At 69.3% G+C, this 23,415-nt stretch carries 25 protein-coding genes; 8 read left to right on the forward strand and 17 right to left on the reverse strand.

Features of this window, described 5'->3' with window-relative positions; genetic code table 11:
- Position 1 precedes the first annotated feature (1 nt).
- The 3 genes from HNR67_RS29290 (at position 2) to HNR67_RS45010 (ending at position 3,921) form a co-directional block, all read left to right on the forward strand.
- Complete coding sequence (locus HNR67_RS29290; protein ID WP_185005408.1) at positions 2-1,780, forward strand: 1-deoxy-D-xylulose-5-phosphate synthase; 1,779 nt, start codon at positions 2-4, stop codon at positions 1,778-1,780.
- Entirely contained in the window at positions 1,777-2,922 is a 1,146-nt protein-coding gene (ispG, locus tag HNR67_RS29295) for a flavodoxin-dependent (E)-4-hydroxy-3-methylbut-2-enyl-diphosphate synthase (RefSeq protein ID WP_185005409.1), read from the forward strand. The genes HNR67_RS29290 and ispG overlap by 4 nt, the downstream gene beginning before the upstream one ends.
- 132 nt (positions 2,923-3,054) lie before the next feature.
- A complete protein-coding gene (locus HNR67_RS45010; protein WP_246492621.1) occupies positions 3,055-3,921 on the forward strand; it encodes a 3'-5' exonuclease in 867 nt (288 codons plus the stop codon).
- Here the strand turns inward: HNR67_RS45010 and HNR67_RS29310 are convergent.
- Positions 3,915-4,136: a hypothetical protein gene (locus HNR67_RS29310; protein ID WP_185005410.1), complete on the reverse strand. Its 222-nt coding sequence runs from the start codon at positions 4,134-4,136 to the stop codon at positions 3,915-3,917. The two genes, HNR67_RS45010 and HNR67_RS29310, sit on opposite strands and share 7 nt — an antisense overlap.
- A gap of 598 nt (positions 4,137-4,734) precedes the next feature.
- Here HNR67_RS29310 and HNR67_RS29315 point away from each other — a divergent pair.
- Positions 4,735-4,956: a PLD nuclease N-terminal domain-containing protein gene (locus tag HNR67_RS29315; RefSeq protein ID WP_185005411.1), complete on the forward strand. Its 222-nt coding sequence runs from the start codon at positions 4,735-4,737 to the stop codon at positions 4,954-4,956.
- Between the two features lie 208 nt (positions 4,957-5,164).
- On the opposite strand, the gene HNR67_RS29320 is transcribed toward HNR67_RS29315, so the two are convergent.
- The 6 genes from HNR67_RS29320 to HNR67_RS29345 all read right to left on the reverse strand — a co-directional run bounded on the left by HNR67_RS29320 (position 5,165) and on the right by HNR67_RS29345 (position 10,513).
- Entirely contained in the window at positions 5,165-5,809 is a 645-nt protein-coding gene (locus HNR67_RS29320) for a response regulator transcription factor (protein ID WP_185005412.1), read from the reverse strand.
- The gene (locus HNR67_RS46405) at positions 5,806-6,972 is read right to left on the reverse strand and encodes a sensor histidine kinase (RefSeq protein WP_185005413.1); all 1,167 of its coding nucleotides are present in this window, start codon (positions 6,970-6,972) and stop codon (positions 5,806-5,808) included. Before HNR67_RS46405 ends, HNR67_RS29320 begins: the two co-directional genes overlap by 4 nt.
- 36 nt (positions 6,973-7,008) lie before the next feature.
- The gene (locus HNR67_RS29330) at positions 7,009-7,710 is read right to left on the reverse strand and encodes a hypothetical protein (RefSeq protein ID WP_185005414.1); all 702 of its coding nucleotides are present in this window, start codon (positions 7,708-7,710) and stop codon (positions 7,009-7,011) included.
- On the reverse strand, positions 7,707-8,594 hold the full coding sequence (locus HNR67_RS29335) for an ATP-binding cassette domain-containing protein (RefSeq protein WP_246492622.1): 888 nt from the start codon (positions 8,592-8,594) through the stop codon (positions 7,707-7,709). Before HNR67_RS29335 ends, HNR67_RS29330 begins: the two co-directional genes overlap by 4 nt.
- Positions 8,595-8,707: 113 nt before the next feature.
- A complete protein-coding gene (locus HNR67_RS29340) occupies positions 8,708-9,934 on the reverse strand; it encodes a metal-dependent hydrolase family protein (protein ID WP_185005416.1) in 1,227 nt (408 codons plus the stop codon).
- 27 nt (positions 9,935-9,961) lie between these two features.
- On the reverse strand, positions 9,962-10,513 hold the full coding sequence (locus HNR67_RS29345) for a helix-turn-helix domain-containing protein (RefSeq protein WP_185005417.1): 552 nt from the start codon (positions 10,511-10,513) through the stop codon (positions 9,962-9,964).
- 102 nt (positions 10,514-10,615) lie between these two features.
- Here HNR67_RS29345 and HNR67_RS29350 point away from each other — a divergent pair, with 102 nt between their 5' ends.
- Both HNR67_RS29350 and HNR67_RS29355 read left to right on the forward strand, forming a co-directional pair.
- Positions 10,616-10,990 (forward strand): inorganic pyrophosphatase, encoded by a 375-nt coding sequence (locus HNR67_RS29350; RefSeq protein ID WP_312988285.1) that lies wholly within the window; start codon positions 10,616-10,618, stop codon positions 10,988-10,990.
- A gap of 40 nt (positions 10,991-11,030) precedes the next feature.
- A complete protein-coding gene (locus HNR67_RS29355) occupies positions 11,031-11,492 on the forward strand; it encodes an SRPBCC family protein (RefSeq protein ID WP_185005418.1) in 462 nt (153 codons plus the stop codon).
- Positions 11,493-11,656: 164 nt separating this feature from the next.
- Here HNR67_RS29355 and HNR67_RS29360 read toward each other — a convergent pair whose 3' ends face one another.
- The 6 genes from HNR67_RS29360 to HNR67_RS29385 form a co-directional block, all read right to left on the reverse strand.
- Positions 11,657-12,652 (reverse strand): extracellular catalytic domain type 1 short-chain-length polyhydroxyalkanoate depolymerase, encoded by a 996-nt coding sequence (locus HNR67_RS29360; RefSeq protein ID WP_246493629.1) that lies wholly within the window; start codon positions 12,650-12,652, stop codon positions 11,657-11,659.
- A 117-nt stretch (positions 12,653-12,769) separates the two neighbouring features.
- On the reverse strand, positions 12,770-13,864 hold the full coding sequence (locus HNR67_RS29365; protein ID WP_185005420.1) for an alpha/beta fold hydrolase: 1,095 nt from the start codon (positions 13,862-13,864) through the stop codon (positions 12,770-12,772).
- Between the two features lie 78 nt (positions 13,865-13,942).
- A complete protein-coding gene (locus HNR67_RS29370) occupies positions 13,943-14,620 on the reverse strand; it encodes a metal-dependent transcriptional regulator (RefSeq protein ID WP_185005421.1) in 678 nt (225 codons plus the stop codon).
- 23 nt (positions 14,621-14,643) lie between these two features.
- On the reverse strand, positions 14,644-15,510 hold the full coding sequence (locus HNR67_RS29375; RefSeq protein WP_185005422.1) for a metal ABC transporter permease: 867 nt from the start codon (positions 15,508-15,510) through the stop codon (positions 14,644-14,646).
- Positions 15,507-16,241, reverse strand: a complete 735-nt coding sequence (locus HNR67_RS29380) for a metal ABC transporter ATP-binding protein (RefSeq protein ID WP_185005423.1) — start codon at positions 16,239-16,241, stop codon at positions 15,507-15,509. Before HNR67_RS29380 ends, HNR67_RS29375 begins: the two co-directional genes overlap by 4 nt.
- Positions 16,238-17,161, reverse strand: a complete 924-nt coding sequence (locus HNR67_RS29385) for a metal ABC transporter substrate-binding protein (protein ID WP_185005424.1) — start codon at positions 17,159-17,161, stop codon at positions 16,238-16,240. The genes HNR67_RS29380 and HNR67_RS29385 overlap by 4 nt, the downstream gene beginning before the upstream one ends.
- A 157-nt stretch (positions 17,162-17,318) precedes the next feature.
- Between HNR67_RS29385 and HNR67_RS29390 the strand changes: the two genes are divergently transcribed.
- Positions 17,319-17,894 (forward strand): class I SAM-dependent methyltransferase, encoded by a 576-nt coding sequence (locus tag HNR67_RS29390; protein ID WP_407645146.1) that lies wholly within the window; start codon positions 17,319-17,321, stop codon positions 17,892-17,894.
- Here the strand turns inward: HNR67_RS29390 and HNR67_RS29395 are convergent.
- The 4 genes from HNR67_RS29395 to HNR67_RS29410 form a co-directional block, all read right to left on the reverse strand.
- Complete coding sequence (locus HNR67_RS29395; protein WP_185005426.1) at positions 17,875-19,032, reverse strand: PrsW family intramembrane metalloprotease; 1,158 nt, start codon at positions 19,030-19,032, stop codon at positions 17,875-17,877. The genes HNR67_RS29390 and HNR67_RS29395 overlap by 20 nt on opposite strands.
- The gene (locus HNR67_RS29400; RefSeq protein ID WP_185005427.1) at positions 19,019-19,168 is read right to left on the reverse strand and encodes a hypothetical protein; all 150 of its coding nucleotides are present in this window, start codon (positions 19,166-19,168) and stop codon (positions 19,019-19,021) included. Before HNR67_RS29400 ends, HNR67_RS29395 begins: the two co-directional genes overlap by 14 nt.
- A 179-nt stretch (positions 19,169-19,347) precedes the next feature.
- Positions 19,348-19,887, reverse strand: a complete 540-nt coding sequence (locus tag HNR67_RS29405) for a hypothetical protein (protein ID WP_185005428.1) — start codon at positions 19,885-19,887, stop codon at positions 19,348-19,350.
- The gene (locus HNR67_RS29410; RefSeq protein WP_185005429.1) at positions 19,884-21,485 is read right to left on the reverse strand and encodes an alpha/beta fold hydrolase; all 1,602 of its coding nucleotides are present in this window, start codon (positions 21,483-21,485) and stop codon (positions 19,884-19,886) included. Before HNR67_RS29410 ends, HNR67_RS29405 begins: the two co-directional genes overlap by 4 nt.
- A 490-nt stretch (positions 21,486-21,975) precedes the next feature.
- Between HNR67_RS29410 and HNR67_RS29415 the strand changes: the two genes are divergently transcribed.
- On the forward strand, positions 21,976-23,394 hold the full coding sequence (locus tag HNR67_RS29415; RefSeq protein WP_185005430.1) for a LuxR C-terminal-related transcriptional regulator: 1,419 nt from the start codon (positions 21,976-21,978) through the stop codon (positions 23,392-23,394).
- The last annotated feature ends 21 nt before the right edge of the window (positions 23,395-23,415 follow it).

Genomic DNA, 23,415 nt, shown 5'->3' on the forward strand with positions numbered 1-23,415 from the left:
CATGAGCCTGCACCACATTTCCCGGCTGCGCGAGCTGTCCGCGACCGAACTGGACCGCCTCACCGCCGCCATCCGCGAGCTGCTGATCACCAAGGTCTGCGCGGCAGGCGGCCACCTCGGCCCGAACCTGGGCGTGGTCGAGCTGACCACCGCCCTGCACCGGGTGTTCCGCTCCCCGCACGACCGGATCGTCTTCGACACCGGCCACCAGTCCTACGTGCACAAGATCCTCACCGGCCGCGCCGACGGCTTCGACACCCTGCGTGCCGCGGGCGGTCTGGCCGGGTACCCGCAGCGCGCCGAGTCCGAGCACGACCTGGTGGAGAACTCGCACGCGTCCACCGCACTGTCCTATGCGGACGGTCTGGCCAAGGCCCACCAGCTGCGCGGCGAGTCCGACCGCCGGGTGGTCGCGGTGATCGGCGACGGCGCCCTCACCGGCGGCCTGGCCTGGGAAGCGCTGAACAACCTAGGTGGCTCGACCCGGCCGGTCGTGGTGGTGCTCAACGACAACGGCCGCTCCTACGACCCCACCGTCGGCGGTCTGGCCGACCACCTCACCACGTTGCGCGCCAACGAACCCGACCCAGGCTCGACCCTGTTCCAGCGCATCGGCCTGACCTACCTCGGCCCGGTGGACGGCCACGACATCCCGGCCCTGGAGGCCGCCTTCCGCACCGCCGTCGAACTCGACCGGCCAGTGCTGGTGCACTGCGTGACCCAGAAGGGCCGCGGCTACCTGCCCGCGGAAACCGACGCGGCCGACCACATGCACGGCATCGGCGTGCTGGACCCGGCCACCGGCACCGCCAAGTCCGGCGGCGCACCGAGCTGGACCAGCCTGTTCGGCGCCGAAATGGCCGACCTCGGCGCCGAACACCCCGAGGTCGTCGCGCTGACCGCCGCGATGCTGCGACCCGTTGGCCTGCACCGCTTCGCCCAGCGCTACCCGGACCGGATCTTCGACGTCGGCATCGCCGAACAACACGCCGTCACCAGCGCCGCCGGCCTCGCCATGGGCGGGCTGCACCCGGTGGTCTGCCTGTACGCCACCTTCCTCAACCGCGCCATCGACCAGGTCCTCATGGACGTCGCCCTGCACCAGCTCCCCGTCACCTTCGTCCTGGACCGCGCGGGCATCACCGGCCCCGACGGTCCCTCCCACCACGGCATGTGGGACCTCGCCCTGCTCAGCCAGGTACCCGGCATGCGAGTCGCCTCCCCCCGCGACACCACCCAGCTCGCCGCATTGCTACGCGAGGCGGTCGCGGTGAAAACCGGCCCCACCGCCCTCCGTTTCCCCAAAGCCTCCGCGGGCCAGGACATCCCAGCCCGCAACCGGATGGACGGCCTGGACATCCTCTACCGAGGCGAACACCAACCCCTCGACGTCCTCCTGGTCTCCGCAGGCGTGCTCGCCGGCCCAGCCCTGGCCGCGGCGGAACTCCTTGCCCACCACCACATCGGCGTCACCGTCGTCGACCCCCGCTGGCTGTTCCCGATCAACCCGACCCTGGTCCACCTCGCCGCACGACACCGCCTCGTCGTGACCGTCGAGGACGGCCTGCGCACCGGCGGCCTGGGCACCGCACTCGCCCAGGCCTGCGCGGACGCCCGGGTCGCCACCCCCGTGCACAACCTCGGCCTGCCAGCGGCGTTCCTGGACCACGGCGCCCGCGGCGACATCCTCACCGCCTGCGGCCTGGACGCGGAGAACATCGCCGACACCGTCCGCGCCCTGTTCGAGCACCCCGCCCCGCTGAAAGGCCTGCTCCGATGACCGTGCCCCTCGGCCTACCCGAACTCCCGCCCCCCGTACTCACCCCTCGCCGCAAAACCCGCCAACTCCAGGTAGGCAAAGTAGGCGTAGGCAGCGACCATCCCGTCTCCATCCAATCCATGACCACCACCCTCACCTCCGACGTCAACGCCACCCTCCAACAAATCGCCGAACTCACCGCCGCAGGCTGCGACATCGTCCGCGTAGCCTGCCCCTCCCAAGACGACGCCGACGCCCTACCCGCCATCGCCCGCAAATCCGGCATCCCGGTAATCGCCGACATCCACTTCCAGCCCAAGTACGTCTTCGCCGCCATCGAAGCCGGCTGCGCCGCCGTCCGGGTAAACCCAGGCAACATCAAGAAGTTCGACGACCGAGTAGGCGAAATCGCCCAAGCCGCAAAGGAAACCGCCACCCCCATCCGCATCGGCGTCAACGCGGGCTCCCTGGACCCCCGCCTACTCGCCAAGCACGGCAAGGCCACCCCCGAAGCCCTGGTCGAATCAGCCCTCTGGGAAGCCTCCCTCTTCGCCGAACACGACTTCCACAACCTCAAGATCTCGGTCAAACACAACGACCCCGTCATCATGGTCCGCGCCTACGAACTCCTGGCCGACCAATGCGACTACCCCCTCCACCTGGGCGTCACCGAAGCGGGCCCCACCTTCCAGGGCACCATCAAGTCAGCAGTCGGCTTCGGCGCCCTGCTCTCCCAAGGCATCGGCGACACCATCCGAGTGTCCCTGTCCGCCCCACCCGTCGAGGAAATCAAGGTAGCCACCCAGATCCTGCAATCCCTCAACCTCCGCCCCCGCAAACTCGAAATCGTCTCCTGCCCCAGCTGCGGCCGCGCCCAGGTAGACGTCTACACCCTCGCCGAACAGGTAACCGCAGGCTTGGAAGGCATGGAAGTCCCGCTACGAGTCGCGGTCATGGGCTGCGTCGTCAACGGCCCAGGCGAAGCCCGCGAAGCCGACCTGGGCGTGGCCTCCGGCAACGGAAAAGGCCAGATCTTCGTCAAAGGCAAGGTAATCAAAACCGTCCCCGAACACCAGATCGTGGAAACCCTGATCGAGGAAGCCCTACGCATAGCCGAGGACATGGAAGAAGGCACAGGCCCCCCAGTAGTCTCAGTAACCTAACCAAAACCCCCGTGCGCCTGGAAAACCCGCCCCTCCCCTGGCCCAGGCGCACGGGCCCCACCCCCGGCGGCCCGGTCCACCACACGCGACCAGCTCCACCACAGGCTCCGGCTCACCGGCTAGCCTCGCCGGATGCGCAGCGAGCCCGACCTGCTGAACGTCATCGACGTCGAGGCCACCTGCTGGCCCGGCAACCCACCACCAGGCCAGGCCAGCGAGATCATCGAGATCGGCCTCACCGTGGTCAGCCTCGCCACCGCCGAACGCCTCCACAAACACCGAATCCTGGTACGCCCCAGGCAGTCAACGGTCAGCGAGTTCTGCACCGAGCTGACCGGCCTCACCCAGGCCGAGGTGGACACCGGCGTCAACTTCCCCGAAGCCTGCGCGATCCTGGCCACCGAACACGCCGCGGGCGAACGCCCCTGGACCAGCTGGGGCGACTACGACCGCAAGCAGTTCCAGCGCCAGTGCACCACCACCGCCCCGTCAAGCCCCCACCCCACCAACGCCAACCCGCCTAGCCCCCACCAACCCAACACCTACCCACCTCGCCAGCACCCCACGAACCTCTACCCAGCTAGCCCACAGTCCACCAACGTCTACCCAGTAAGCCCACGCCCCACCAATCTCTCCCCAGCTAACCCGCACCCCTCCAACACCTACCCAGCTAGCCCACGCCCCACCAATCTCTCCCCGCCTAGCTCGCAGCCCACCAACACCCACCCACCTAGCCCAGGCCAACCCAGCATCCACCCAGCCAACCCTCAGTCCGCCAACGCCTACCCCTTCAGCCCGCACCACACCAACGCCAAAGCGGTCTTCGCCACCGCCTTCGGCCTGCGCCGCCCCGCAGGCATGGCCCGCGCCTTGGAGATCGCCGGGCTGCCGTTGCAGGGCCGCCACCACCGCGGCGACGACGATTCGTGGAACATCGCCGCGCTGGTGCTGTGCCTGCTCAGCCGCGGAGCCTGGCCAGGAGCGCCCGCGGGTCAGTGACGCCGGCGTAGCGCCAGGTAACCGAGCCAGACTAGGTAGATCGCACTGACGCCGAAACCGATGCCGAAGGGCGACAACTGGTAATGGTCCCCGGCGCTGAACTGCACCGGGAAGACGAGCCGGACGACCAGTCCGATGACGATGGTGCCGATGGCGAGGATGAGCAGGGCGCCGATGATCCCGACGACGAACCGGGTCCGGCTGCAGGTGTTCACGGGTAGATCAGGGTGCGATCGATCCGAAATTCGGCTCACGCTTCGCAGGCTACTTGTCCGACTACGGGACACGTCCCGTCCGCTGTGCGGGCAAATCCAGGCAAACCGGTCCCCCAGGCCCCCACCCATCCCAAGCCCAACCCCGCTACCAGCCACAAAACCCCGCCGCGATACCGCTTCTCCCTCCCAGGAGTGAAATTCCGCCCCACCCCTAGGCCATCCGGCCATCTCCCACTACGACTCAGGTACTACCCGCCCTGCCAACACGTCTGATGCGCACCCCCACCACAGCCACAAAACTGGGCTCCACCACGGCATTCCCGCCCCGCCCACCAAACGGAGCCCCAGCTTGCCCCCATCCACCTCGCTGCCCACAACGCACGCGGCGCTCGCCAGCGCCCCACTCACCGTGGCACCACTCGCCCCCTCGCCCCCTCGCCATCCACAGCTGACGCCGCCGCGGCGAGCCCGGCCTGTCCCCCATAACCCTCACCGCCCCAGCCCTCCGCCCCAACACCACCCCTCAACCAGCCCGCAACACCGCCCCTCAACACAGCCCACAGCACCGCCGCCCCCAACCCGCAGGAGCAGTCCTCCCATGACCGAGCAGTACTGGGCATATGGAGCCGCCGCAGCCATCGCCCTAGTGATCATCTCCGGCTTCGTGCTCTTCCTGGCCGCACTGATCAGCGTTCTACGAAGCCCCCTGCGCGGCGGCATGACCCTGGTATGGGTGGCCTTCACCTTGTGTGCCCCGTTCCTGGGCCCCCTGCTGTGGTTCCTGTTCGGTCGCACCAGCGCCTACGGCGACGCCCGCTGACAACCCCACCAACAAGAGCCCAGCACCCCTCCACCAACGGCGCCAACCACACCGCCAAACCCGCCGGACCGCGCGGCCCCAGCCGGTCGGCCAATCAGCTGGTCGGCCAGCCAGCCAGCCGGTGAGCCAGCCGGTCTGCCGACCAGCTCCTCGCCCACACCCCGTCACACCAGACTCGCCCCACACCACCGGACAAAGCCCCGGTGCGTCAGAGCAACCCCGCGTCGTGCACCAGGATTGCGACCTGGGTTCGGTTCGCCGCCCGTAGTTTGATCTTGATTCGTCCAATGTGGACCTTCACGGTGGACTCGCTCATGAACAGCACGCCCCCGATCTCCACATTGCTCAGCCCATGCCCGATCTGCACCGCCACCTCGCGTTCCCGTGGGGTGAGCGCGGCCAGGCGGGCGAGTGCCGCCTCTTCGGCCGCGCCGGTGGCGAAGCGGGACAGCAGGCGCTTGGTGATCCGGGGCGAGATCATGGCCTCGCCGGAGGCGATCACCCGGACCGCGGTGACCAGCTCCAGTGGTGGGCTGTCCTTGAGCAGGAAGCCGGCCGCGCCGTGCCGCAGTGCGGCGTGCACGTACTCGTCGACGTCGAAGGTGGTGAGGATGACCACCGCGGGCGCTCCGGGCCGCGCGGTCAACTGGCGGGTGACCTCGATGCCGTCGACCTTGGGCATCTGGATGTCGGTGAGCACCACATCCGGCCGGAACCGGTCGGTCAGCTCAATCGCCTGCGAGCCGTCCTCACCCTCGGCCACGACCTCGATGTCCGAGGCGGACTCCAGGATCATCCGGACCCCGCTGCGGACGATCTCCTCGTCCTCCAGCAGGACCACCTTCACCGTCACGTTGTCGTCTCCTCCAGCGGGAACCGCGCGGTCACCCGGAACGCGCCGCCCTCGACGCGCCCCGCGCTGAGCTGCCCACCGGCCAACTCGACCCGTTCCCGCATACCCAGCAGACCGTAACCGGAGCCGGGCACGTCCGCCGGACGCGGGGCCAGCGGATTGCTGACCTCCACGACCAGCAGGTCGGCCGTGGCGCCGACCCGCACCCGCACGTCCGCGTGCGGAGCGTGCTTACCGGCATTGGTCAGTGCTTCCTGCACCACCCGGTACACCGCCCGCTCCACCACCTCGGGCACCTCCGGAGCCGGATCCGGCAGCTCCAACTCGATCCGTCCACCGGTGGCCAGCACCTCCTCCACCAGATGCTCGATCGAACCGAACAACCCGGCCCCGGTGGCCCGCGTCGGCGGCGGCTCACCTTCGTCAGCCTCATCACGCAGCACCCGCAGGATGCCGCGCAACTCATCCAGCGCGGTCACACTCACCGTGCGGATCGTCTCCGCGGCCCGTTCGGTCCGCCCGTCCGGCGCGTTCACCGACAACGCGCCCGCCTGCAACGCGATCGCGGTGACCCGGTGCGCGACCACGTCGTGCATCTCCCTGGCGATGCGCCGGCGTTCGGCCGACACGGCCTGCTCGGCGAGCAGGGTGCGGGTGCGCTCCGCCTCCTCGGCCCGGTCCCGCAGCACGACGAGCAGCATCGCCCGCTGGTGCATCCACAGCCCGGCCAGCACCGGGGCCGCCACCATCATGGCGAACGCGAACGCCATCGGCGCCAGGTCCTCCACCCGGAACGGCCTCCGCTGGATGAACTCCACGGCGGTCGTCAGCAGGACCGCGACACCTGTACTCCAGCCCAGTCCGTGCCGGGCCGCGACCGAGTAGACCGCCACGGTCGCCGGTACCAGGGTCAGTCCAGCCGGAATGCCGGCCAGCGCCACGACCAGCACCACCATCGGGAAGCGCCGACGCAGCTGCGCGAACGTGCAGATCAGCGTAACCATCGCGACCTGGTAGTACGGGCTGGCCAGCTTGTCCTGGTTCTGAGCGCTGACCAGCTCGAAGGCGAACACGGCGGCGAACACCAGGAGGTCCAGTGCCAACAGGCTGAGCCGACCGTCCCACAAGGCCCATCTGCCCTGCACCCGCTTCTCGGACCCCACCGGGCCCACTGTAGGCGGCCACGTGATCATTGACCGTCAGCTGTCCCGACGTGCCAGGGTGAATCCCACCGCGGTCAGTCCGGCCGCCGCCACCAGCGCGAACAGCAGCACCGCGAACCACGGCGGGGCGCTCCCGGCGAACAGCAGCGCGGTGCCGCGAAACGGCAATGAGGACGGGGGCACGTGCAGGAACCCACCCAGCGCGGTCTCGGCCACCAACGTCCACACCAGGAAGACCCCGGTACCGATCGCGGTGTACCGCAGCAGCCCGCCGAGCGCGAGCCCGGCCAGCCCGGACAACAGCGTCAGTAACAGCACGCCGACGCCCCGCAGCAGCACATGCGTCACCCCACCATCGGGTGAACCACCAGCCAGTAACACCCCGGCCACCGCGAGCCCAGTCACCAGCACTCCGCCAACCAGGCTCAGCCCGCCGACCACCACCGCCTTGGCCGCCACGATCCGGGCCCGGAACCGCAGCACCAGGCGGGTGGTGAGCATCGTGCCGTGCTGGTAGTCCAGTCCGAACGCACACACCCCCACCGCGGCGATCAGCGAAGCGCCCAGAGTCAGTGGGAGACCGAGCGAGGAATCGAACGCGTCCAGCCTCCCCAGATCGGTCTTGGCGCCCCAGTACAGCCCAGAGGCGAAGGCCAGTGCTCCGGCCGCGAGCAGCAACGCCCAGGTTGAGCGCAGGCCGCGGGCCCGGTGCCATTCGTAGGCCACCGCTGTGTTCACGACGGTTCTCCTCGGTGTTGGACGGTGTGCGCGGTCGCGGCCAGGTATGCCTGTTCCAGATCGGACCGCCGCAGGAACAGTTCCCGGACCGGTAACCCTGTCTGAGCGGCCACCCTGGCGACCAGCTCGGTGTTGTCGGTGTCGACCACCAGCTCTTCGGTGGTGCCCTGCCACACGCGTAACCCGTTGCGACCCAAGGCCACCAGTAACCGCGCAGTCTCGGGCCCGCGCACCACGACAACGCTGCGGGTGTGCTGGTCGACGAACTCCGCCAGCGAGCCGGCCGAGATCAACCGGCCCCCGCCGATGACGACCAGATCGTCGGCGAGTTGTGCCATCTCGGCCAGCAGGTGCGAGGAGGCCAGCACGGTCCGCCCCTGCCCCGCCAACTCACGCAGGAACCGTCGGATCCAGCGCACCCCGTCGGGATCAAGCCCGTTGGCAGGTTCGTCCAGGATCAGGTACTCCGGATCGCCGAGCAGTGCGGTGGCCAGGCCCAGCCGCTGCCGCATGCCCAGGCTGAACCTCCCGACCGCCTTGTCCGCCACCGAGTCCAGACCAACCAGGGACAGCGCCTCGTGTACCCGGCGTATCGGCAACCCGCCGCCCGCGGCCACCATCCGCAGGTGCCCGGCTGCCGAGCGGGACGGGTGCACCGCGCCCGGGTCGACCAGCACGCCGACTGTGCGCAACGGATCGGCCAGTTCCAGGTAGCTGCGGCCGGTGAAGGTGGTGCGGCCCGCGCCGCGCACCAGGCCGAGCATCAGCTTGATCGTGGTCGACTTGCCTGCCCCGTTCGGACCGAGGAACCCGGTGACCGCACCGGGCCGCACGGCGAAGGACAGGTCGGCCACACCGACGCCGCCGCCGTACTGTTTCGTCAAGCCCTCAGCGATGATCACTGTTTGTCCCTCCGTCCGAAGCGCGATTTCCACGATCGTCGGTCGGGAGCTTGGGGACATCGGCGAGGAGGGCAGAGCCGGGTACGACTTTCCTCCTATGCGGCCTTGCCGTCAGAGACGATGCGGCCCTCCTGCACCACATGCACGATATGACGTGTGGCCGCCAACACCCCCACCTCAGTCAACGGATCCCGGTCCAGCACCACCAGATCGGCCCGTGCCCCCACCTCAACCTCGCCGATCTCCCCGGCGAGCCCCAGTAGCTCGGCCGCGGTGACCGTGGCTGAGCGGATGACATCGATCGGTTGCTGAACCTCACCCCGAAGGAGGAACTCGTGACTCTGGTAGCGGTGCATCCCGCCGAGCAAATCGCTGCCGTACACCAGCTTCACCCCACCGCGGGCCGCGCGTTCCAGCGCGCGCAGGCCGCCTTCCAGCACCTCGTCCACCTTGCGGTGGCTGTCCGCCGGCAGGCCGTGCGCCTTGCCCTCCTGCTTCAACGCCCAGTACGTGACCAGGGTCGGCACCAGATAGGCGTCGTGCGCGAGGAACAACTCGACGCTGCGCTCATCGATCAGGTTCCCGTGCTCGATCGACCGCACCCCGGCCTCCAGCGCGCGGTTCACCGCCCGCGCGGTGTAGGCGTGCGCCGCCACATACCGATTGGCCGCCTCGGCTTCCTCCACCACCGCACGCAACTCCTCCATCGAGTACTGCGTGGAGTCGATCCGGTCCGTCGGCGAAGCCACGCCACCGGAGGCCATCACCTTGATGTGGTGCGCCCCCTTGCGCAATTCGTTCCGGGCCGCCACCCGGACCGCGTCCACCCCATCGGCAACCTGGCCAAGCCCCGCACAACAGGGATGATCGTCCGCAGCCGAGGCGCCCCGCCCACGCAGGTCGCCATGACCGCCGGTCTGGCTCAACGCCTTGCCGCAAAAGGCCAACCGAGGTCCGACGATCAGGCCCTCGGCCTGGGCATCGGCCAGCCCATAGTCCGCACCGGCCGCGTCCCGGACGGTGGTGAACCCGCGCCGCAACATCGACCCCATGATCCGGGCGGCGTGTGCGGCCACATAGGACGGCGACCAGGTCGGCAGATCCCCCAGCGCCGCGGTCGCCGCGGTGACGTGCACATGCGCGTCGATCAACCCCGGCAGCACCACCGCCCCGGCCAGGTCAACGATCCTGGCCTCCGCCGAGGCGGTCAGACCCGGGCCGATCTCGACGATCCGGCCGTCCACACAACGAAGGCTCGCCTCGAAGTAGTCACCAGAGCGCACATCCAGCACAAGCCCATCCCGCAACAGCAGATCGCTCATACCCCGATCTTCTCCCAGCCCAGCGAATCACGGGACCAGCTGTTCGACCTCTCGCCGGTAGAACAGCACCTCAGCCCCAGCTCGCGACAGCTGGAGTTGACCGGCTGCCACGAGGTCGAACAGGGTCGGCCGGTCCACGCCGGACATCGCGCACGCTTGGTCCACGTCGAGCATCTCAGGCGGCGGGGAACTGCTGAACCGCGCCAGATCCTGGTTGTACCAGGACTGCCGTTGCAGCCACTGCACGTATTCGTGATGGATGCGGGTCCGGCGGTGCGGGTTACTGGCTTCGGCCAGGAACTCATCCAGCAGATCAAAGAGGCAGTCAACCCCAGCCTGGCCGGGCCCGATCTGGTCAACCGCAGCCTCCGTCCCGTCGCCCGACAGGTGCTTCACCAGCCCAGGCCAGCCGAGATTGTCGCCGCCGTCGAGCTTGAGCACCAGGAACTCACGAAAACCGTTCAGCAGGGCGCCATCTGTACCCAGGTCCAAGCCCATCACGAAGTTGACCAGTCCCCCATACGACAGCTCAGACCGCCACAAGTACATGCCAGGCCGCCGCCGCACGTTCCGGAGCAACTCCCTGGTTGTAGTCACGATCGCTCTCCCCCGTCAGCAAGACCATCAACCCGGCCAGAGTAATGACTCCGGCCTGCGGCAGGGGTGAACGAGAATGTTCGGGTGCTTACCTCTCCTGGACGCCAACAAAGTGAACTGCTGGGGTTCTTCGAACGGCTCGACCAACTGGTCGCGGCCTCGTCCATCGTGGTCGACCGACCGCGTGGCCAACCGCACCCGCGATTTCCCGATGTGATCTACCCGCTCGACTACGGCCACCTGGAGGCCACCAGCAGCGGCGACGGTGAAGGGATCGACGTGTTCCTGGGCAGCGCTGCCGGGGCAGGTGTGTGCGGGGTGTTGCTCACCGCGGATCTGGTCAAGCGGGATGTCGAGATCAAGGTACTGATCGATTGCACAGAGGAGGAGGTCAGTAGAACCCAACGGCTGCTACGTGATCAGCTGCAGATCGGCGGACATCTGGTCCGGCGTCCCTGAGGCTGGGTGTCTCGGCGGAGGTCAGACGTAGGGTCGAGGCATGCCGCGTTTCGAGGTCAGCACCAGCATCGCCGCGCCGCCGCAGCGGGTCTTCGACCTCTCGCTGGAGGTCGAGGTGCACACGAGTTCGATGGCGGGTTCCACCGAACGTGCGGTCGACGGGGTCACCTCCGGGCAGCTTGCCCTTGGCGACACCGTCACCTGGCAGGCGAGGCACTTCGGACTGAACTGGCGGATGACCTCGCGGATCAGTGCGTACGACCCGCCGGGGTACTTCGTCGATGAGCAGGAGCGCGGTCCGTTCCGGCGCTGGCATCACGCGCACCACTTCGAGCCGGATGGCCGGGGCGGCACGCTGATGCGCGATGTGATCGACTTCGCCGCGCCGCTCGGTCCGCTGGGCCGGCTCGCGGAGCTGCTGGTACTCGATCACTACATGCGGCGATTGATCAGCACTCGCAACGAACACCTCAAGGGCCTCGCCGAGGCGTCTGGCCCCTGATCCCCGCCCGGCGGGTCTCGTGGTTCGCCGCCAAGTAGACGTGTCTGGGCGAGGGAATCCACTACGGCACTGAAGCAAGTGGCCGGGTTGAAGGTGTGGGCTGGTGATGTCCTGCTGATCAACGTTCACGTTGTCCGGCAACTACGTCAGTGTGGCAGTGGTGTTCACCGGCAGTCCGCGGGTGCCGCGCCGAGTCGTTGCCGCAGCAGGAAGCTGGTCAACTCGGCGGGATAGTCCGGCTGTTCGGTGAAGTAGGTGTGCTTGCCACCGTGCACGGTGAGGAACTCAACCAGTGCACAGCCACTCGGATCGAGGTAGGTCTCCCGGTCGAAGGGCTTGTTGCGCGACAACCGGTCCGGGCCCAGCCACGGGCCACCGCCGCCGGCCAGCGTGTTGGCGTTGAGCCACTGGCGCAGGTGTAGTCGCCCCAGCGGGTAGACGCTGATCGGGTCCAGCTCGCCCTGTCCGAGCAGCACCGGCATCGGCCGGGCGAGGCCGCCCATGCGCAGGCGGGCGAGCAAGCCGGTGCCGTCAACACAGGTGGGGTAACCGCAGCCGGCGAAGGTCGCCACGGCTGCGTACAGGTCCGGGTAGGTCGCGCCCATGACCGTGCTCATCGCCCCACCTGCGGAGAACCCGGCGACGTACACCCGGGCCGGATCGATCTGTTCCCGCTGGATCACCTCGCGGGTGATGCCCGCGATGATCGACGGCTCGCCGGCGTCGCGTTGCTGTTGCCAGGGCAGGAACCAGTTCCAGCACCCGTTGAACCCCGTGGACGGGGGCTGCGCGGGCGCGGCTACCAGGAAGCCGTGCTGGTCGGCGAGGGTGGTGAGGCCGGATTGCCGCACTGCTTCCTCTGGGGTCGCGCCACCGCAGCCGTGCAGGAACACGATCAGCGGTCGGCCGGGGCGGACTTCGCCGGCGGGTTGGTAGAGGCCGTACTCACGGCTGCCCGCGCTGTTGCCGAAGCTGTGCCGGATGACCGAGCCCGGCGCCGCTGCCGCTGCCGCTGGGGCTCCCGCCGGCGCCGCTGCCGCTGGGGCTGGGGCTGCTGCGGCTGGCGTGGCGGCGAGGGCCGCTGTCGTGGCTGGGGTGGGAGCTTGAGGTTGGGCTGGGCTTGCCGTTGCGACTGGGGGCAGGGTGAACGCGAGGGCCATTGCCAGGCCGAGGGCCTTGGTTTGGGTGCGTGGGTTGCTGGTTCTTCGCTTCACCCTGTCCACAGTGGAATCCTGGGCTGCTGAAAGTGAAGGGAAAGACCTCGCACTGGGGACAGGTCAGGGGCGTAGGCGGGTTACCTCGAGGACTGCGTTCAGGAAGGCTTTCGGGCGTTCCTGGGGAAGGTTGTGGCCTGCGCCGGGGACCTGGTGGTGTACCCGCGGGCCGGTGAAGAACTTCGCTGAGGGGGTGCCGTTGGTGGGTGGGAAGTTGCCGTCGTCCAGGCCGTCCAGGGTCACTGTGGGCACGGTGATCCGGGGCTGGGTGAGCAGCTTGGACTCGAGGTCGTCGTAGCGGGGGTCGCCGGGTTCGGTGAGCAGGCGGTGGCGGTAGTTGTGCAGGACGATGTCGACGTAGTCCGGGTTCTGGAAGATCGAGACTGCCTGGTCCAGGTCCTGCTCGGTGAAGCGCCAGGTCGGGGAGTTGCGTTGCCAGACCACGCGGGTCAGTTCCTTGGTGTTGGTGGTCAGGCCGTTGCGGCCGCGCTCCGTCAGGAAGTAGTAGAAGTACCACTGCGCTGATTCGATGGACGGTGCCAGCGGCATCCTGGCCAGTGACAGGTTCTGGACCAGGTAGTTGTTCACCGAGACCAGGCCGAGGCAGCGTTCCGGCCACAGGGCGGCGGCCACGCACAGGCCCCGGCCGCCCCAGTCGTAGCCGCCGAAAATGGCCTTGGGGATCTTGAGTGCGTCCATGAACGCGATCCAGTCCGAACCGAGCGCTGCTTGTTGCCCGGAACGCATGGTGTTCGGTGACCGGAATCGGGTGGTGCCCTGGCCGCGCAGGTAGGGGATGAGCACTCGGTAGCCGCGGCGGGCCAGTGCGGGGGCGACCTCGGCGTAGGCGAGCGGCGAGTACGGCCAGCCGTAGCCGAGCAGCACGACGGGGCCGGTGGCTGGGCCGGACTCGTGGTAGGCGATGTCCAGCAACTCGGTGCGTACCTGCCGGATCGGGCCTAGGCTGCGCCAGCCCGGGGCACCGCTGGTCGATGGCCGGTCTGAAGCGGACGGCTTGTCCTGGGCGGGCGCCTCGTCCCGGGCCATGCCGGTTCGGGGCTCGGTCTGGGCCTTGGCCGCGGCGGTGGAGACGCCGGTCAGCGTGGCGGTGGCCGCTCCGGTGGTGATGAGCTTGGTGAAGGTTCGCCTGGTGAGCACACCTGGACATTCGCAGGCGGGTGCTTATGTTCTGTGCACGTCCTGTTGACAGCGACGGCTGGGACCCGGTGCCGGGAGCTACGGCTGGTGGGAGACCCAGACCGCGTCGGTGGCGGCGGGGCCGAGGCTCAGGTGGTCGGTGCGGTCGGCGACGCGGATGGTGAGGGTGTCGGCGCCGGTTGCGGAGTCCAGGACCAGGAGTTCGGTGTCGATGACCAGGCCGTTGTCGGCGAAGTACTGCAGGCGGGCGGCGTCGGCGTCGGAGATGCGTTCGACCCGGCAGCGGGTTCCCGGGGGCATGCCGGTGAGCTGGCGGGCGTCGGGGCGGTGCACGGTGCCGTCGGCGGCGGGGATGGGGTCGCCGTGCGGGTCGCGGGTGGGTTTGCCGAGGAACTCGTCGATGCGGGTGACCATCAGGTCCGAGACCACGTGTTCGAGTTGCTCGGCCTCCTCGTGCACCTCGTCCCAGCGATAGTTCAGCGCGTTGACCAGGAAGGTCTCGATGAGACGGTGGCGGCGGACCATGGCCACCGCGTGCGCCCGGCCTGCCTCGGTCAGGCCGACGCTGCCGTAACGCGGGTGTTCCAGCAGGCCCTGTTCGGTCAGCCTGCGGACCGACTCCGACACCGAGGACAGCCGCAGGCCAAGACGCTGGGCGATCACCGAGGTGGTGACCGGCTCCTCGGACCACTCCTGCAGCGCCCAGACCACCTTGAGGTAGTTCTGGGTGCTCTCGGACAGTTCGGACACCGACATGCGGGCAGGGTATCCGCGCACGGTCACGCTCGGGCCGCCGCACGCCGACGCGCGGCCAGCCTGCGGCCCAGAATCCCGTGTTCCGGGCCGAAGAGGTAGGCCAGGGTGAACACCACGCCCTGCACCAGGACGATCATGCCGCCGGAGGCGGTGTCCAGGTAGTAGCTCAGGTACAGGCCGGTGACCGCGGCCAGCACGGACAGCACCGGGGCGATGATCAGCATCCGCTGGAAGCGGTTGGTCAGCAGGTACGCGGTGGCGCCCGGGATGATCAGCATCGCCACCACCAGGATCACCCCGACCACCTGCAACGCCACCACCGAGGTCAGCGCGAGCAGGGCCAGCAGCAGGGCGCCGAGCACCCGGGGGCTCAGGCCGATGGCGTGCGCGTGCGTCGGGTCGAAGGCGTACAGGGTGAAGTCGCGGCGTTTGAGCACCAGCACGGTCAGCGCCAGCGCACCCAGCACGGCGATCTGGATGACGTCGGTGGTGGCCACGCCGAGCAGGTTGCCGAAGACGATGTGGTTGAGGTCGGTCTGACTCGGGGTCACCGAGATCAGCACCAGCCCGAGGGCGAACAGCGTGGTGAACACGATGCCGATGGCCGCGTCCTCCTTGATCCGGCTGGTGTCGCGCACCACCCCGATCAGCGCCACCGCCAGGAAGCCGAACACCAGCGCGCCCACCGCGAACGGCGCGCCGAGCACGTAGGCCAGCACCACGCCGGGCAGCACCGCGTGCGAGACCGCGTCGCCCATCAGCGACCAGCCGATGAGCACCAGCCAGCAGGACAGCACCGCGCACACCACCGCGGCGATCACGGTGGCCACCAGCGCGCGGACCATGAAGCTGTAGCCGAGGGGTTCGGCCAGCAGGTCGAGGATGTTCACACCCGCTCCTGGGAGACGTCGAGGCCGAAGGCCAGGGCCAGGTTCTCCGGGGAGAGGACCTCGGCGGGTTCGCCGCGGGCCAGGATCCGGCGCATCAGCAGCAGGGCCTCATCGGCCAGGCCGGGCACGGCGGCCAGGTCGTGGGTGGAGATCAGGATGGTGACGCCGTCGGCGGCCAGTGCGCGGAGCTGGCGGGTGATGGTGGCCTCCGAGGGCTTGTCCACGCCCGCGAACGGCTCGTCCAGCAACAGGATCCGGGCGTGCTGGGCGATGCCGCGGGCCAGGAAGGCGCGTTTGCGCTGACCGCCGGAGAGCTGGCCGATCTGCCGGTCGGCCAGGTCGGTCAGCTCGACCCTGGCCAGCGCGGCGTTGACCGCCTCGTGGTCGGCGCGGCGCGCGCGGCGGGTGAAACCCAGGTGTCCGTAGCGGCCGGTCATCACCACATCGCGGACGGAGAGCGGGAACGCCCAGTCGACCGTTTCGCTTTGCGGCACATAGCCGATCGCGCCGGACTTGCGGGCGCGGGCCGGGGTCTGGCCGTCCACCTCGACCGTGCCGGAGTCCGGGCGCAGCACGCCCATGATGGTCTTGAACAGGGTGGACTTGCCGGAGCCGTTGACCCCGATCAGCGCGTGCACCCGGCCCTGTTCCAGGGTGAGGCTGACGCCGTTGAGCGCCTGCACCTCGCCGTAGTGCACGGTGACGTCCTCGACCCGGACCGCGGGCCTCACTTGGTCAGCCCCGCGACGATGGTGTCCACGTCGTGCCGGATCAGGTCCAGGTAGGTCGGCACCGGGCCGCCCGCCTCGGAGAGTGAGTCAACGTAGAGCACGCCGCCGAAGCGGGCGCCGGTGGCCGAGACGACCTGCTGCATCGGCGCGTCGGAGACGGTGGACTCGCAGAACACCGCGGGCACCTTGTTCTGCCGGACGAACTCGATGGCGCCGGCGATCTGCTGTGGGGTGGCCTGCTGTTCGGCGTTGACCGCCCACAGGTACCGCTCGGTCAGTCCGGCATCCCTTGCCAGGTAGGAGAAAGCGCCCTCGCAGGTGACCAGCGCGCGTTGTTCCTTCGGCAGTTTGCCGAGTGCGCCGGTGAGCCGCTGCTGGACCTCGGTGAGCTGCTGCTTGTACTTCTCGGCGTTGGCGGTGAACTCGGCCGCGTGCGCCGGGGCGAGCTTGGCGAAGGCCTTGGCCATGTTGTCGGCGTAGGTGCGCACGTTCAGCGGGGACATCCAGGCGTGCGGGTTGGGCTTGCCGCGGTAGGCGTCCTCGGCGATGTCCACCGGCTGCACGCCCTCGCTGACCACGGCGTGCGGCACGTCCAGTTCGGCGACGAACTTGGTGAACCACGCCTCCAGGTTGAGGCCGTTGTCCAGGATCAGCTTGGCCTGGGTGGCCTTGCGGATGTCGGCGGGGGTGGGCTCGTAGCCGTGGATCTCGGCACCCGCCTTGGTGATCGACTCGACCCGCAGCTTGTCGCCCGCCACGTTGCCGGCGATGTCGGCGAGCACGGTGAAGGTGGTCAGCACGACCGGGCGGCTGTCAGCGGGGTCGGCCGCGGTGCGGGCGGTGCAGCCGGTCACGGCCAGCGCGAGGACGGAGATCGTGGCCAGCCAGGTGCGCGTTAACCGCGAGGGTGTGTTCCGCATGCGTGTTCCGCGCCTCCCAGTGCCGAGTTCGGTCTCTGGAAGACTAAAGTTCGGCTGGCCGAACTTTCAAGCGCGGAACGAGTGAGCAAGCCGACTCCGTTCTGGGATGATGGGCGATATGCCTGGTCACCGGCTTTTCGCGATGGTGTACGACCGGATGACGGCCGCGATGGAACGCCGGGTGCTGGCCGCCCGGCGAGCCAGGCTGCTGGGTGGGCTGACCGGGGTGGTGCTGGACGTCGGGGCGGGCACCGGGGTCAACCTGCCGTACTTCGCCAGTGCGGCGCGGGTGCTGGCCACCGAGCCGGATCCGCACATGCGGCAGCGCCTGGCCCGCCGGGTGGATCGCGCGCGGGTGCCGGTGGAGGTACTGGACTCCCCCGCCGAGGCCCTGGCCCTGCCCGACGCCAGTGTGGACACGGTGGTCTGCACGCTGGTGCTGTGCACGGTCGCGCACCCGGACCGGGCGCTGGCCGAGGCCAGACGGGTGCTGGCGCCGGGTGGACGGCTGGTGGTGCTGGAGCACGTGCGCGGCACCGGCGGGCTGGCCAGGTGGCAGGACCGGGTGGACCCGCTGTGGCGACGACTGGCCGCCGGCTGTCGCCCCAACCGGGACACCGAGGCGGCGGTGCGCCGGGCCGGGTTCGTCGTCGAGCACCGGGATGCCTTCGCCGAGCTGCCGAAGTTCACCCCGATCCGCACCATGGTCGAACTCATCGCCCGCCCAGGCTGACCTCCTGACCGCGTCGCCCCAGGTCGGCCCGTGCGTGCGTGATCGCTTTCCGGGCCGCGGCCACCTCGGGATCAGTGGCCGCATCGGCCGCCCAGTCCTTGGCCACGGCGAGCGCGAGCTGGGCGTCCTGCAGCCGCCGGAGCAGCGCCGGGCCTGGCGGACCGAGCTGGGCGGCGGCGTGTTTGCGGGCGCGGCGGCGGGATCGGCGGGTGCGCAGGGCGCCGAGTTCCGCTGGGGTGATCATCTCGGCTGGTTCCGCGCGCAGGGTGCTGACGAACCAGCGGTACTCGTGCCGCGCGCCGTAGCGGATGGCCAGGATGAAGAAGACCACGATCAGGCCCTGCTTGACGATGACGGTCACCAGGCCGGATTCGCCGAGCAATGGCGAGTTCCACAGGAAGTGCAGGACCCAGCCACCCAGGAACAACGCGAGCGCGACCATCACCCGCCGGGCCCAGGACCGGTCGATCCTGGTCAGCGCGTACCCGATGCCCAGGCCGACCACGCCGCTGTACACGGTGTGCGTGGCCAGGCCGGTGAGGAACCGGGCCAGCAGCACCCCGATGCCGCCCTGGACATCGCTGTTGGGGTTCTCGATCGCGTTGCTCAGCACGTAGGTGACGTTCTCGGCGAGCTGGAAGCCGAGGCCGACCATCGCGCCATAGACCAGACCGTCCAGCGGGCGCTGGACCTGTTCGCGGCCGATCACCACGATCGCGATCACGCCTAGTGCCTTGAGCGTCTCCTCGGTGGTGGGACCCGCGATGGCGGCGTACCAGTCCACCGCGAACTGGTGGCCGCCGAGTTTGGCCACCAGCTGGCCGATCGCCCCGTTCGGGCTGCCGGCCAGCGCGGTCATCGCCACACCCCACAGGAAGGCCGCGGCGAGCAGCGTGCGGGGTTCCTTCTCGAACAGGTCGATCCAGCGGATCAGCGTGTAGAGCAGGACGCCGAGCACCAGCTGCCCGGCCAGCGCGATGCCCAGTGCGACCGGGGAGGCCGCGGCGAACGGCGCGAAGGTCAGGGCGAGCAGTGGCAGGCAGGTCACCACGACCAGCAGGTAGACCCACAGCATCGCGCGCCGGGGCTGCCAGAACGCACGGGTCTGGAGCGTGCTGATGGCGCTATCCCCCTTCACGGCCGGGGCCTTCGAGGACGTCAGGACGTGCGGCCTGCTCGATGGGCACCGGGCGATCACCCGTGATCACGAACGCGCCGCCGGCGACGTTCACCTGCGCCACGATCGTCTTGACCGCGAGCCGGCTGGTGGCCATGTGCACGCGGCGCCAGGCATGGGAGCACGTCGGGCAGGTCGCCCCACCGGACGGCTGCGATGCGCCGGGCTGTCCACGCCGGTCACCCGAGGATCCGGCCTCCACATCGCGATCCCTGAGGAGCAAGGTCAGCGTGCCCGCACCGCGCCAACAGTGGCGTGCGGCTGGCCGGGTGGGTCTCATCCGCTCACCTCCACCAGGTCGAGCAGGGTGCCGATGCCGGGTTCGGTGTCCGGTGGTCCGACCAGGTTGAGGATCACCGCGGTGGTGGCGCGGCTGAGCAGCCAGACCGTGCCGTGGCGGTCGCGGTTGTGGAAGGTGGCCTGGTGGCCGGTGAGTCCGGTGTCGGTGCGCACGTCGCCGGTGAGCTGCCAGCGCAGTGCGGGTTCGGTGACGCCCAGGCCGCGCAGGTACCGCTCCAGCGCGATCCGGCCGTTCCGCACGCCTGACTTCACCTCGACGCTGAGCCGGTCGGTGGCGCGGGTGAGGGTGAAGCCGGTGGGGTTGGTGCCTGGGGTTGGGGTCCAGCCCACCAGTGGGGTCAGGTCCAGGCGGACCCGGGCCTCCCCCGTGTCGATCACCCTGGTGTCGCCGGACCGCACCGGCGGGGTCCGGTCCGGGACGGCGGCGTTGACCAGGTCCGGTCCTATGGTCATGGCCAGCACTCCGAGCAGCACCAGCAGGGCGCCGCCGAGGCCGACCCGGTTGCGTCGGCTCACCGCTGTCCCCGGACCAGGTCGCGGGCCACGATCTCCCTGGCGGCCGTGACCAGATCAGCGGTTGCCGGATTGTCCACAGTGGACTTGGCGCGGGCGGAGTCGGCCGGGATGTCCTTGGGTTTGTCCACGCCAGGGCAGTCCACCCGCGGTGCGGGCAGCGCGCCGTCGAGCAGGTAGGCGTTGACCAGGCGGTCCACGCAGGTGTTGTTCTGGATGCCGTAGTGCGCGTGGTTGCCGTCGTCGCGCACGTTGATCAGGCGGGCCTTCTGGTGGCGGGCCATGGCCACACCGTTGGCGTGCGCGGTCTGGGTGTCGCCCTCGGACTGGACCACCAGCCCGGTCGGGTAGGCCCGCGGGCGGATCCGGGTCATCCGGTCCCTGGGCAGGTAGAAGGTGCAGTTCTTCGGGGCCATGAAGTTGACCGCGTCGGCGTAGGGGAAGGTGTCGCGAACCTGCCGCATGTCCGCGAGGTAGCCGTTGACCGCCTGCGGCCAGTACCAGTCGCAGACCACCGAGTTGTAGGTCCCCTCGGTGACCTGCTGCCGCGCCGCGTGCAGGATCGCCCCGGCGGCGGCGAGATCACCACCCGCGGCCCGACCGGCGCCGCCCTCGGCCTGGGTGAGCAGCTCGCGCACGGCCAAGGCCAGGTCGGCCCACATCCGGCGGTACCGGGTGGTGTTGCCGATGGTGCGGTCGAAGGCGCTGACGTTGGTGAGCAAGCCGAGCGGGCGCTTCTGGACCTCGGCGGCGATCCGGTCCACCGCGGCGCGCACCGCCGCGGGCTTGTCGCCCAGTTTGAAGGTGCCGTTGCGGGCAGCGGTCCACTCGGTCCAGTTCCGCAGGTTGTCCTTGAACGCGCCCAGGGTGTCGTAGTCCTGCTGGTGCCAGGTCTTGCGCGGGTCCAGCGCCGAATCGAGCACGCTGCGGTCCAGCCGGTCCGGGAACATCGTGCCGTACATGGCGCCCAGGAAGGTGCCGTAGGAGTAGCCGACGTAGTTGATCTTCTCCTCGCGCAGCGCCGCGCGGATGAGGTCCAGATCCCGGGCGGTGTTCATGCTGGTGACGTGCTGCCGGAACGCACCGCCCGCCGCACCGCAGCCCGTTTCGGTGTCCCTGGCCAGCTGGGTCCACAGCGGCAGTTCGGCCTCCGGCGGCCGCGTGGTCAGCTCGGGCGTCGGCGGATAGAAGCAGGACAGCCGGGTCGACTGGCCCACCCCGCGCGGGTCCATCCCGATCAGGTCGTAGACCCGCGCGATCGGCTGCTCGGCCAGCTTCGCGGCCAGGAACAGGCCCTCACCGCCAGGGCCGCCGGGGTTGGTCAGCAACACACCGCGCCGGCGGGCCGGCTCGGCGGCCTTCTTCCGGCTGATCGCGACCTCGATACGCCTGCCTCCTGGATCGCGGTAGTCCAGGGGGACCTCGACCTTGGCGCAGTCGACGCCCGCGGCGGCCAGGTCCGGGTCGGCGCAGGCGGACCAGGTGAGCTGCTGGGAGCGGTAGCCGGACAGCTCGTCGGTGGGTGCGGCGACCGCAGGCGCGGAGGTGGTCAGGGTCAGCAGGACCGCGCCGAGTACTGCTGTCGTCTTCCGTGCGCCCATGGCGGTGGGTTCCTCATCAGTGTCGGGGTGATATCGCTACGGGAGAACCCGGCGAACCGGTCGGCATCGGGGGCCGCCGGTCCACAGTGGAGCATGGCCCATCTGACAGCAAGCCTAGGTGCGCGAGAGGGCCGAACAATCACACTGGCGGGTATTGATGGGTCATACTTTCTGGTATTGGACCGGGGTGTCGAGTAGGAGGAAAGTAGTATGCCTGGCAGACCTGTCCGGCATACCTGTTCAGTTCGCGATGTGAAACGTCTGCGCAGTACAGCGCACGTGCACGACCGTGGTACGGTCGAGGCGCTGGCGACCTGACGTGACATCCGAGCGGGCCGGACGGAACCTTGGGACTATATTTCCGGAACCATGCCAGCCACATTATCCCCGACCGGCGGCAATTGCCGGACGATAAACATGAAGGAGCGCTTACTGGAATTGCACACACTCGCTCACCGCGATTCCTGATTCGGCGGGTCTCGTGATCACCGTGGGCATCGTCGACGAAACCCTGGCCCGGTACGGCATCCGCGGGATCCTGGAAAGCGCGCCGGATCTGCGGGTGGTGGGCGAGGCCGGGGACGGCGCGACCGCGGTGCGGCTGGCCAGGCAACAGCGACCGCAGGTGCTGCTGACGGATCTGCGGATGCCCGGTGAGGACGGGTTGTCCGCGATCGAGGCGGTCCGGGAGCAGGTGCCGGAGACCGCGGTGGTGGCGTTGATCGCGCTCGAGCAGGCCGATCATGGGCACCGGGCGGTGGGCTGGGGCGCGGGCGGGTTTGTGGACCGGGCTGCGGGCACAGGCGAGTTCGCGAGCCGGGCTAGCGGCACCGGCACCGACATGGGCACGGGCATGGGCACGGGCACGGGCACGGGCACGGGCGAGTTTGGGCATCGGGTTGCGGGCGCGGGCGGATCCGGACACCACGCGAGGTGCGCTGGGGCGGGCGGATTCGCGAACCTGGCCGCGGGTGCGGGCGAGTTCGGGCGGCCTGTCTCGGGCACCGGCGTGGACGAGGCCGGGTGCCCGAGTGCGGGCACTGGCGCGAGTGAGTTCAGGTGCCAGACTGCGGGCGCTGGTGTAAGCGAGGCCGGGTACCAGGGCGTGGGTGTGGGCGGGGTAGCACGGCAGGGTGCTTGTGGTGGCAAGGCCGGGTTTGGGCATCAGGCTGCGGCTGCGGGCGCCGGGGGATCCGGGTACTGGGGCGCGGGCGAGTTCGAGCGGCCTGCCTTGAGCACCGGTCTGGGCGAGACCGGGTGCCGGGTTGCGGGCGCGGATGTGGGTGAGTCCGGGCATCGGGTCGCGTGTGCTGGCGGGTCCGAACAACAATCGGGGTGCGCTGGTGGATCCGGACATCAAGTGGCGTGCGCACGTGGGGTCGGGCACGAGGTGGCGTGCACACGCGGGGTCGGACACCAGGCGGCGTGCACTTGCGGGGTCGGACACCGCGCGGCAGGTGAGGCTGGGCGCTGGGGTGTGGGTGGGTTGGCGGGGCGGGGTGGTTGTGGGGACACGGCTGAGTTTGTGTATCGGGCTGTGCGGGCTGGTGTGGCTGGGTTTGTGGTCAAGGATGGTGGGCCTGGGGAGTTGCTCTATGCGGTGCGGGTGGTGGCTGACGGGGAGGCGATCTTGTCGCCGCGGCTGACCCGGTTGGTGTTGGCGCAGTTCAGCAGGGTTGATCCGGGGCGGTTTGCGCAGGCCTATCGGTTGTTGGGGCAGTTGAGTGCTCGGGAACGTGAAGTGCTCGCGTTGGTGGCTCGGGGGGCGTCGAATGTGGCTATTGGGGTGGCGTTGCGGGTTAGTGAGAGCACGATCAAGAGCCATCTCAGTCGGGTGATGGCCAAGATCGGGTGTGCTAATCGGGTGCAGGCGGCGATGATCGCTCGGGATGGGGGGCTGGTGTCCTGAGGGGGGTGGACTTTTTGGGGA

Source organism: Crossiella cryophila (assembly GCF_014204915.1).
In the GTDB taxonomy this organism is placed as follows: Bacteria; Actinomycetota; Actinomycetes; order Mycobacteriales; family Pseudonocardiaceae; genus Crossiella; species Crossiella cryophila.

Coding starts and splice junctions, on each gene's coding strand:
- HNR67_RS29290 (WP_185005408.1), top strand. CDS start 2: ATGAGCCTGCACCACATTTCCCGGCTGCGCGAGCTGTCCGCGACCGAA.
- ispG (WP_185005409.1), top strand. CDS start 1,777: ATGACCGTGCCCCTCGGCCTACCCGAACTCCCGCCCCCCGTACTCACC.
- HNR67_RS45010 (WP_246492621.1), top strand. CDS start 3,055: ATGCGCAGCGAGCCCGACCTGCTGAACGTCATCGACGTCGAGGCCACC.
- HNR67_RS29315 (WP_185005411.1), top strand. CDS start 4,735: ATGACCGAGCAGTACTGGGCATATGGAGCCGCCGCAGCCATCGCCCTA.
- HNR67_RS29340 (WP_185005416.1), bottom strand. CDS start 9,934: ATGAGCGATCTGCTGTTGCGGGATGGGCTTGTGCTGGATGTGCGCTCT.
- HNR67_RS29355 (WP_185005418.1), top strand. CDS start 11,031: ATGCCGCGTTTCGAGGTCAGCACCAGCATCGCCGCGCCGCCGCAGCGG.
- HNR67_RS29360 (WP_246493629.1), bottom strand. CDS start 12,652: ATGGCCCTCGCGTTCACCCTGCCCCCAGTCGCAACGGCAAGCCCAGCC.
- HNR67_RS29370 (WP_185005421.1), bottom strand. CDS start 14,620: ATGTCGGTGTCCGAACTGTCCGAGAGCACCCAGAACTACCTCAAGGTG.
- HNR67_RS29385 (WP_185005424.1), bottom strand. CDS start 17,161: ATGCGGAACACACCCTCGCGGTTAACGCGCACCTGGCTGGCCACGATC.
- HNR67_RS29390 (WP_407645146.1), top strand. CDS start 17,319: ATGACGGCCGCGATGGAACGCCGGGTGCTGGCCGCCCGGCGAGCCAGG.
- HNR67_RS29400 (WP_185005427.1), bottom strand. CDS start 19,168: ATGGCCACCAGCCGGCTCGCGGTCAAGACGATCGTGGCGCAGGTGAAC.
- HNR67_RS29410 (WP_185005429.1), bottom strand. CDS start 21,485: ATGGGCGCACGGAAGACGACAGCAGTACTCGGCGCGGTCCTGCTGACC.